This is a genomic window from Pleurocapsa sp. PCC 7327 (assembly GCF_000317025.1).
Classification (GTDB): Bacteria; Cyanobacteriota; Cyanobacteriia; order Cyanobacteriales; family Microcystaceae; genus Hydrococcus.
On record NC_019689.1, the window covers coordinates 4,377,968 to 4,385,000 of the forward strand.

7 protein-coding genes and 2 rRNA genes (1 of these 9 only partly in view) are annotated in these 7,033 nt (G+C 46.3%); 3 read left to right on the forward strand and 6 right to left on the reverse strand.

The annotated features are described in order from the left end of the window. Nucleotides 1–14: 14 nt before the first annotated feature. Together pgeF and PLE7327_RS19715 are read right to left on the reverse strand one after the other, a co-directional pair. Nucleotides 15–875, reverse strand: a complete 861-nt coding sequence (pgeF, locus tag PLE7327_RS19710) for a peptidoglycan editing factor PgeF (protein WP_041392400.1) — start codon at nt 873–875, stop codon at nt 15–17. A gap of 252 nt (nt 876–1,127) precedes the next feature. Then, on the reverse strand, nt 1,128–1,349 hold the full coding sequence (locus tag PLE7327_RS19715) for a Nif11-like leader peptide family natural product precursor (protein WP_015145534.1): 222 nt from the start codon (nt 1,347–1,349) through the stop codon (nt 1,128–1,130). Nucleotides 1,350–1,615: 266 nt separating this feature from the next. Here PLE7327_RS19715 and PLE7327_RS19720 point away from each other — a divergent pair, with 266 nt between their 5' ends. Continuing rightward, a complete protein-coding gene (locus PLE7327_RS19720; protein WP_015145535.1) occupies nt 1,616–2,518 on the forward strand; it encodes an alpha/beta fold hydrolase in 903 nt (300 codons plus the stop codon). 16 nt (nt 2,519–2,534) lie between these two features. On the opposite strand, the gene PLE7327_RS19725 is transcribed toward PLE7327_RS19720, so the two are convergent. Next, nucleotides 2,535–3,947, reverse strand: a complete 1,413-nt coding sequence (locus PLE7327_RS19725; protein ID WP_015145536.1) for a family 10 glycosylhydrolase — start codon at nt 3,945–3,947, stop codon at nt 2,535–2,537. A gap of 301 nt (nt 3,948–4,248) precedes the next feature. Continuing rightward, nucleotides 4,249–5,412: a DNA replication/repair protein RecF gene (recF, locus tag PLE7327_RS19730; RefSeq protein WP_015145537.1), complete on the reverse strand. Its 1,164-nt coding sequence runs from the start codon at nt 5,410–5,412 to the stop codon at nt 4,249–4,251. A gap of 120 nt (nt 5,413–5,532) precedes the next feature. Between recF and crcB the strand changes: the two genes are divergently transcribed. Together crcB and PLE7327_RS19740 are read left to right on the forward strand one after the other, a co-directional pair. Beyond that, nucleotides 5,533–5,988 carry a fluoride efflux transporter CrcB gene (crcB, locus tag PLE7327_RS19735; protein ID WP_015145538.1) on the forward strand — a complete coding sequence of 152 codons (456 nt, stop codon included), beginning with the start codon at nt 5,533–5,535 and terminating at the stop codon, nt 5,986–5,988. 193 nt (nt 5,989–6,181) lie between these two features. Then, on the forward strand, nt 6,182–6,544 hold the full coding sequence (locus PLE7327_RS19740; RefSeq protein ID WP_015145539.1) for a DUF190 domain-containing protein: 363 nt from the start codon (nt 6,182–6,184) through the stop codon (nt 6,542–6,544). Between the two features lie 55 nt (nt 6,545–6,599). Here the strand turns inward: PLE7327_RS19740 and rrf are convergent. Continuing rightward, a 5S ribosomal RNA gene (gene rrf, locus PLE7327_RS19745) occupies nt 6,600–6,717 on the reverse strand. A gap of 70 nt (nt 6,718–6,787) precedes the next feature. Further along, nucleotides 6,788–7,033: ribosomal RNA gene (locus tag PLE7327_RS19750) — 23S ribosomal RNA — on the reverse strand (it continues 2,636 nt past the right edge of the window).

A 7,033-nucleotide genomic window follows, 5' to 3' on the forward strand; every position in this document is an offset into this window, starting at 1 on the left:
ATATACTTGGCGAGCTATCTGTTGCCGGATTTTAGAGAATCGGTATTACTGACAATTCCCGACCATTGAACTTTCTTTGCTTTGGTTCGACGATAGGAAAAGAAATATTCTGGGTGCTGATAAGTACACTGAGGCGCGATCGCGATCTGTTCGGGACGAATACCCAGTTCGATTAGCTGAAGATAATTGACTCTGCGCACGTCTAAACGCACTCGACCTGGATGGGGATCGTCGAGTATGGGCGGATCGGGAATGCTCTTGAGAGCCGCTAAAATTGCCTCTGGGGTATCGGCAAGCTCTTTTGAAATCAAACTTGTTCCCACCTCGGCGGCAACCTGTTCTGAGACTTGGTAAACCACACCCGCGATCGCCGGTCCGAGAGCAATGCGGAGGTTTTCTAGAGCGCTTCCATATTCGACAAAACGAGCGATCGCTTCTGGCACGATCCGCTGTGCCGTTCCCCGCCAACCCGCATGAATTGCCGATACCATACCCGTCTGTCCGTCGCCAATAAGCACTGGCGTACAGTCTGCGCTCGCCACCCAAATGGCTTGCTGGAGACGATCGCTTAAGATTCCATCGGCAGGAGGAAATCTATTTTCTGAATCTTCTAATTTTTGTTCCCGAATTTCCTGTTCGATTTCTCCCGCCGTTAGCACCCGGTTTCCGTGAACTTGCTTAACTCGATATACTTTGGCATCGGGGTTTAAGACTTCTGCTAATGTTTCTGGCGCACTGGGATAAAATTGTTGGGTAAAAAATCCATGCTGCCAGTCTCGTAATAAACTACAGGTTAAATAAGGCAAACCGTTCCAATTTTGCCACTGCCAAGTAGGTGCCTGGGTTTGAGTTTCAGGAATTGCCGATACCACAATGTCAACCTCAAGTGTTGCTCAGATCTTATCTATCCTAGTCTAAACTCACACTCGTTGCTTTCGTGGCAAAATTTGGGAGATGCTCGATGTTTCCTCTCTCTTGCTTGCCTTACGGTAAATATAACAAATCAGACAAAACTGCGTCGCGTTAACAATAACAAAATCGGGTTTATAGTCGAGCTAGAACTCTCTGAGAGTCTTCTTTGCCGCTACAAACCCGAAACGTTTCTCTAATACAATAAAAGATTAAGTTTATTTCCACCAAATATCCCGTTTGGCTGGATTTCCCGTCCGCTCGAATGAATCGCCAGTTTCTTTCAAAATGGCATCGAGTTCTTCAACGGTAAACACAAAACCATCGGCTACTGCTTGTGCTACAAATTCCTCCTTAGTTTTGATGGCATCATATTTGGCTTGTATATTCTTGTCTTGTCCGCCTGCTTCGAGAAGGGCTACGACATTTTTTTTAGACATTGTTCTGTCCTAATGTTGTCTTCTTCTTTAAGAATAAGAGAATCTTCAATTTGGCAAATGAATTCATTTTGACAAATCGAAGATCTTTAATGAAATTTTAATTATTTTTTTTAGATTACTAACTAGAATTAAGAAAAAAATTGATAAAAAAAGAATAAAAGTTTCAATCAGTTACATATCTTTAGATAGATAAGTCGGGGATTCAGTCTCCTACAATCGTATGTAGAGTGACTATTAGCGACGCTATTATCTACAACGAATGAATTATGACAGCCTTATCAAAATCTTCCCCTACATCCGCTAATGCTATCGGCGGTACGGTGCAGCAATATTCTTGGAACTGGCAAGTACAGCCAGTAACGGTTGTTTATGAAACTCTCGGTCAGGGAATGCCAGTCCTGCTACTTCCTGCCTTTAGCACGGTTTCCACGCGCACGGAAATGGCAGAAATTGCGCGATCGCTGGCTTCCCAGTTTCAAGTTGTCGCCCTCGATTGGTTGGGATTCGGTCAATCGGATCGCCCGCCTTTAGATTATCAACCAAGCCTTTACCACAAATTGCTACAAGATTTTGTACGCTCCGTCTTCAGCACGCCCGTTATCGTCGTCTCGGCAGGTCATGCGGCGGGCTACGCCCTACAACTGGCAAAAGAACGCCCCGAAACGATATCCAAATTGATTTTAGTAGCTCCGACTTGGCGAGGTCCTTTGCGGGCGATGGGAGTGCCCAAGGCGATCGCGGGAGGGGTCAGACAATTAGTGCGATCGCCAATTCTGGGAGAAATTCTCTACCAACTCAACACGACCCCATCATTTCTCCATTTCATGTACAGTCAGCACGTTTATGTCGATTCGACTCGCCTCACCCCGGAATTCATCGCCGAGAAACGAAAAATTACTCAACAACCGGGCGCTCGATTTGCTCCGGCAGCGTTTGTTACCGGGGCGATCGATCCGGTTGAAACTCGCTCGGAGTTCCTAGCTGATATCCAATCGCTATCCATTCCCATTTTGCTAATTCTGGCAGAACAAGCGCCTCCCGTCTCGAAAGGAGAAATGGAAGCGATCGCGCGCCTCTCCAACGTTCGGACAGTCCGGCTCCCGGGTACTTTAGGCATTCACGAAGAAAATGCAGCCAGCGTTGCTCAAGCGATCCTGAGTTTTGTTTAGGGTGAGTGGGAAATTTTTACTGCAACTTACAGAATCGGCGTTCGCGATCGAATTCAGGCTCTATCGAGGGAAAGGCAAAATGACTGACGGAATTCACTTGCGGCAATGCGGCACGGATTCCTTGCATTTGCTCTTCCAGGGAAGGACGGTTATTGTAGCTTCTCCCCCAGAAACCTGCCAGCACCGGAGCGACTTGAGTTTGAGAAGGAGCCATACTCCGCACTCGTTTCACTTGCTCGACAATACAATTGGCATTACCGCAAATCGCATAGGACATGGGGTGCCACTCCATAGATGCGGGAAATTGGTCCCACGCCTGCAAGCGAGAGTCATATCCGCCTCGACCGACGACTCGGTTGCCCTCTGGGAAAAACACGGCTCCAGCGGGGATCCCTTGGCGTTCGACGTAGTAGGCAGCAAGAGAAACAAAATCAAGTACGCCTTGAGCAGCATGAGCGACGCTGAGCTGCCACAAATCCCAATTTAATTGCTGGACGCTCTCAGAAGACGAGGTACGCCCTTGCCATGAAGGAGCGCCTTCATCGGGATACATTTTCTTGACAGCGGCGACATCGGTGGCAGAGATCCTGCCCCGATCTAAATAGCGCTCGATTAAAGCGCGACCTTTATTGTTTTGTGCTCGATTGTAGAGGGCTTGCCGAGAAGCTTCTCCGAAAATCCACAAGTCCTTGACATCGTTAGTCACCGATCGCTCTCCCGTTCCGCGCGGATAGCGCACGTAATCGAATAAAACGCCATCGGGTCGTCTTTTGAGAATTTCGACAAGAACCCGCGCGTAGTCTTCTTGTGCTTGGGGATGATAGGGATCGATAAAAGCTTGCGATTGGTCGTCAACTACGGTGATGCTAGTTTCGCCCTGACCGTTGCGGGCAAGGACGTTTTGGCGATCGCGACGCTGAGCGTAAGCATAGCCAAAATTCATTGTAAACAACCAAGCGTAAACTTTTAGCCCCCTTGCTCGCCCTTTTTCAATCGTTTGTGCCAACAAATCGACATTTTCTGCGCCGCGTGCTTTGACTACGGGATCCCAAGGAGTCGGATTGCTAGCAGGGGGTAGCAAGACTTGACTGTCGCCAAAGGTTTCTACGTAAACGGCGTTGTAGCCTCGGTTGACGATACGGTCTAAGACGGCATCGATCGCGCCGGGACGCACGTCGCAGGGATAGAGCCGCAACCAAATTGCCTGTTCTTGGGGCCAAGTGTTAGCGCGGCACTGACGCAACCAATCGGCGTGTTTTTGCACGATCGCTTGGTACTCTTTTTGGGCATTGGCACTGCCTTTGAGAGAAGAGGCGAGGAGAGATTCCTTTTGAGCGATCGCGTCGGCAGAAAATTGACAGTATGCGGTTATTTGGGCGTGAAGGGGTCGAGCTAACCAGCAGCTACTACTAGCAATGGGCACTGTCATCAGAGTGCTCAAGAAACGCTTAATCAATGATTTCCCGTTCGCGAATTTTTCTTTTGATGCCACTTTAAACTACATAGCTATTCGATCTGGCGATTGTATAGTATTTTTACCATTTCAGCCAGTTGCTTGTGTCAACATTTTCCGTTACACTTTTGCCACCTTTATCGGTATTATTCCGGAAACGCTAATCCATAGTTGATTGGGGGTTAGTGGAAATCAAGTATTACAAGGCAGCGATCGCATTTCTTTTTTTTTATAGCTTTAACCTTTCTAGCACTTTTATCTTTAATGCAAATTTGTGTTAAGAAAAAACTGAGTTTATAATCTTTCCTGCCCTAACTGAAAAGATTTGAGAAGACTTGAGCCACTGAGCATCAAAAGAATTGAGATGAGTCGTAGTAATCAGAGTCTGGAAACGACCTTGAATTGCGTCGAGCAATTGGTTTTGACGATTGGGATCGAGTTCTGCTAAAACGTCATCCAAAAGTAACAAAGGCGATTCTCCGACTACTTCCTCAATCAGTTTTAACTCTGCCAGTTTCAAGGCAAGTACTAAAGTTCGTTGCTGTCCTTGAGAACCATAAGATTTCGCTGGCGTTTGATTAATCATAAACTCCACTTCATCCCGATGGGGACCTACTACCGTCGTCCCTAATTGCTGTTCTGCAATTCGACGCTGTTCGATTTTTTCTAGAAAAGCTTGTTGCACGCTTGCTGCATTGTCCTCTATCCAAATAATATTGGGAACGTATTTAATCTCTAAAAGTTCGGTTTTACCGCTAATATTCTCGTGCCAAGCTTGAGCGAGAGGAGCAAGTCTTTCTAGCACTCTAGCGCGTCGCCTCGTCACCCGCGAACCTATCTCCGCCAATTGCTTATCCCACAGTTCCAATTGCGAAAAATCGCGGTCAATTTTGGCTATTTGAGACTCTTGCGTTTGTGCAGCAGTTTCTTTTTGTCGAATGTCTTTTAAAAGCGCATTTCGCTGTCTGAGAACTTGGTAATACTGATGCAAAATATAAGCATAAATCGGCTCTAATTGAACTAGAAGGGAATCTAACCAATTGCGACGGCATTCTGGGGCACCTCGTACCAACTCCAAATCTAGACTAGAAAACTGAACTGCGTTGAGAACGCCTAAAAAATCGAGCTGGCGGCGTAAAGGTTCTCCATCGCGTGTTAAGGTACGCCGTCCCGAAGAACGCAACGTAATTGCTAGTTCGGACTGCCCATAATTGCGTTCTAGAGTAGCCAGAATTTGACCTACCATAGTACCTTCTAAAATCAAATCGCGATCGCGACTAGTTCGGTGGCTTTTTAAAGTTGACAGCAATTCTACTGCTTCGAGTAGATTAGACTTTCCCTGAGCATTATTTCCCACCAAAATCGTCTTTTGGGCGTTAAATTCTACCTGCTGGTCTGCGTAGTTTCGGAATGCGCGCAGGTGTAGGCTTTTTAAATACATTAAGGAATAATATTAAATACATTAAGGAATAATAAGTTAAGATTGGTCGATCGCGTGTAATCTAGATTTTATCTTAGGTAGATATGGCTCAAAATCTTGCCTCAATTCTGGGAGTTATGAATGCTAGCCGGTTTATTTCACGCGTGGCTAAGTGGGTTGAATAAAACGCTGGGTCTAGTATTTCCATCCGCTCCAGTGATTCGCGCTTCTTTTGCAATCAGCCTTGGTGCTATTCCCGGTGCTTTAAGTCGCTACTACCTAACCCTATTTTTGGCTCGTACTTTAGGAACAAGTTTCCCCTTTGGCACATTTGTTATTAACATTACGGGTGCCTTAGTGATGGGCTTTTTTGTCACCCTAACCCTAGAGCGAACTATCACTTCCCCAGACCTACGCCTGTTAATTGCTGTAGGCTTTTTGGGATCTTACACCACATTCTCTACCTATGCTTTGGATACTTCTGTCCTCTTACAGTCAGGAAATAAGGGGCTAGCGCTATTTTACTGGTTAGGAAGTGCTGTTTTAGGGTTTTTGAGTCTGGAAATCGGCAGCTTTTTAGCCAGAAAGCTCCCATGAGTGTTTGGGAGCAACTTAATTAATCTCTGTTTAATTAATCTCTGTAAATTCCCAACAATCTTTCTCGTTTTTTTTCTCCATAATTGAAATAGATAGATGTTTTTATTACAGACAAAAATCAAAAAACTGTGTGACTTTGTCGATCTGAAATTGTGCGACGCGAATTCAAAAGCAGTTTAATGAGAAAGTGACAATGAAGACTTTAGAACGGCTGACGATTTATGTAGGCGAATCAGATCGGTGGCATGGAAAACCCGTATATCTTGCTTTAGTTGAAAAAGCCCAGCAGAGAGGACTCGCGGGAGCGACCGTCACTAGAGGAGTAGTCGGTTATGGAAAGCGAAACCATCACAGCATTCATACTGCCAGAATTTTAGAACTTTCCTCAGATTTGCCAATGGTAATAACAATTATCGATACTGCGGACGCGATCGCTGCTTTCCTTCCTTTAGTACAAGAAATGGTTGTGGGAGGAATTGTCGTTCAAGAAACAGTTAGTGTGCCTCACCATGCGCCTGTCTCTAGCGATCGTGACGAGAACTATACTAAAACATAACAAAAAACTAGAGCTTCTCCTTGTTCATGGGGAAAAGCTCTAATTTTAAAGTTTAACCTGGCATCGAACTATTGTCCCAGTCAGCGACCCGACCAGTATCTTCGCCGCTGCTCCGTTTCACTTTCGAGTTCGGGATGGAGTCGAAGTGGAACCAGAGCGCTCGCGACACCAGGAAGAGAGTGAGGTAGTTGAAGGGAACCCTCAAGACTGCACGAACGAGACAACAGAAAATGATGCGGCGCTCAGGTCAAGCCCTCGGTCGGTTAGGATGCCTCGGCTGCATGCATTGCTGCACTTCCACCTAGCACCTATCAACGGGTGTTCTGCCCGTGACCTTACTGGATTAACTCCATGAGAGCACTCATCTTGAGGTGGGCTTCCCACTTAGATGCTTTCAGCGGTTATCCGCTCCGCACTTGGCTACCCTGCGTCTACCGTTGGCACGATAACAGGTACACCAGCGGTGCGTCCTTCCCGGTCCTCTCGTAC

Bases quoted from the DNA above. Each gene is read 5' to 3' on its own strand.
- PLE7327_RS19715 (WP_015145534.1), bottom strand. From the start codon at position 1,349: ATGTCTAAAAAAAATGTCGTAGCCCTTCTCGAAGCAGGCGGACAAGAC.
- PLE7327_RS19720 (WP_015145535.1), top strand. From the start codon at position 1,616: ATGACAGCCTTATCAAAATCTTCCCCTACATCCGCTAATGCTATCGGC.
- PLE7327_RS19725 (WP_015145536.1), bottom strand. From the start codon at position 3,947: ATGACAGTGCCCATTGCTAGTAGTAGCTGCTGGTTAGCTCGACCCCTT.
- recF (WP_015145537.1), bottom strand. From the start codon at position 5,412: ATGTATTTAAAAAGCCTACACCTGCGCGCATTCCGAAACTACGCAGAC.
- crcB (WP_015145538.1), top strand. From the start codon at position 5,533: ATGCTAGCCGGTTTATTTCACGCGTGGCTAAGTGGGTTGAATAAAACG.
- PLE7327_RS19740 (WP_015145539.1), top strand. From the start codon at position 6,182: ATGAAGACTTTAGAACGGCTGACGATTTATGTAGGCGAATCAGATCGG.